The organism is Clostridium celatum (assembly GCF_021412605.1).
GTDB classification, from domain to species: domain Bacteria; phylum Bacillota; class Clostridia; order Clostridiales; family Clostridiaceae; genus Clostridium; species Clostridium celatum.
Map to the genome: position 1 here is coordinate 1 of NZ_JAJKGM010000091.1, position 1,662 is coordinate 1,662.

Genomic DNA, 1,662 nt, shown 5'->3' on the forward strand with positions numbered 1-1,662 from the left:
TATTCCAAATCTACCAACTAATCATACAAAAAAGAGTAGATAGATTTGTTTTTTACACAAATCTATCTACTCTCCCTAGCTATCTATTTATTAAAATTAACATATCAACTAGAATAAAAAATACTTAGTAAGATTAAATATTCTTACTAAGTATTTTTTATTTATATTATATACGTACTCTTCTAGTTATTAAGATCTTTTTACTTCATATTTAGTTTCAAGTTCTTTTATTACATCAGTGTACTTCTTTTCTTGTCTTGATTGAATTAATTTATTAACTATTTGAGCTTTAACATCTTCAAATGATGATGTTTTAGGTTCATTTTTAGCTTCTACCTTTATTAGGTGATATCCAAATTGAGTTTTAACTGGCTCACTAACTTTTTCTAAATCTAAAGCAAAAGCTGCTTCCTCAAACTCTGGAACCATCATTCCTCTACCGAATACTCCTAAGTTTCCACCTTGCTCTTTAGATGGACATGTAGAATATTTCTTTGCTGCATCTTCAAAAGTTAATTCACCTTTTTCAATACTAGCTCTAACTTCTTCACATTTTTCTATTGTATCAACTAAAATATGCTTAGCTGATACTGTAGCTTTTTCTTTAAATTCATCTAAATGCTCATCATAATAATTCTTAGCATCTTCATCAGTAACAGTTACTTCTGATAAAACTTTGTTTATTGTCATTTGAGTAAGTAAATCCTTCTCAACTTGAGCTAAACTCTCTTTATATTCTTGAGTTTCATTTAATTTCATTTCTGACCCTAATCTGTTCATTAATTCAAATGCTATCATTTGTTCTAATAATTGCTTTCTTCCCATATCTGAATTAAAGAACGCTCTCTTATCTTGAGGATATCTCATTATTATTGAATTTAAATCCTTTTCTGTAATTTCAGTTCCTGCAATTACAGCTAAAATTTTGTTTTCCATATACTTTCTCTCCTTTTCGCTTTATATTTCCAATTATATCAGATTTTCGTCATAGTATATATAAATATTTAATATATTGAATATTTATATGCACTATTATATAATAATTATTATTGATAATATAATTAGGAGGTAAATTTATGGTTGAACTTAATTCAATAGTACCAGATTTTTCATTAATGGGTTCTGACGAAAAAGAACATAAATTAAGTGATTATAAAGGTAAAAAAGTAGTACTTTATTTCTATCCTAGAGATAATACCCCAGGATGTTCTACAGAAGCATGTGATTTTAGAGATAATCATAGCAACTTTATTGATAATAATGTTGTAATTTTAGGTGTTAGCAGGGATTCATTAAAATCACATAATAAATTTATTGAAAAACTTAATCTTCCTTTTGTTCTTTTAAGTGATGAAAAAGAAGAAGTTTGCAATTTATTTAATGTAATAAAAGAAAAAAATATGTATGGAAAAAAAGTTATGGGTATTGAAAGAAGTACTTTTATAATTGACGAAAATGGAGTTCTTGTAAAGGAATATAGAAAAGTTAAAGTGAAGGAACATATTAATACTATTTTAAATGACTTAAATATACTGTAATTATAAATTCATATAAAATAAAAAGCACTAACAAATGTTAGTGCTTTTTTCCTGGTGGCTCGACCAGGAATCGAACCAGGGACACGAGGATTTTCAGTCCTCTGCTCTACCGACTGAGCTATCG

At 27.1% G+C, this 1,662-nt stretch carries 2 protein-coding genes; one reads left to right on the top strand and one right to left on the bottom strand.

Annotated elements, in window-relative coordinates:
- Positions 1-189 precede the first annotated feature (189 nt).
- The gene (locus tag LPC13_RS16635) at positions 190-936 is read right to left on the bottom strand and encodes a peptidylprolyl isomerase (RefSeq protein WP_005212985.1); all 747 of its coding nucleotides are present in this window, start codon (positions 934-936) and stop codon (positions 190-192) included.
- A 140-nt stretch (positions 937-1,076) separates the two neighbouring features.
- Between LPC13_RS16635 and bcp the strand changes: the two genes are divergently transcribed.
- A complete protein-coding gene (bcp, locus tag LPC13_RS16640) occupies positions 1,077-1,538 on the top strand; it encodes a thioredoxin-dependent thiol peroxidase (RefSeq protein WP_195244566.1) in 462 nt (153 codons plus the stop codon).
- Positions 1,539-1,662: the final 124 nt, after the last annotated feature.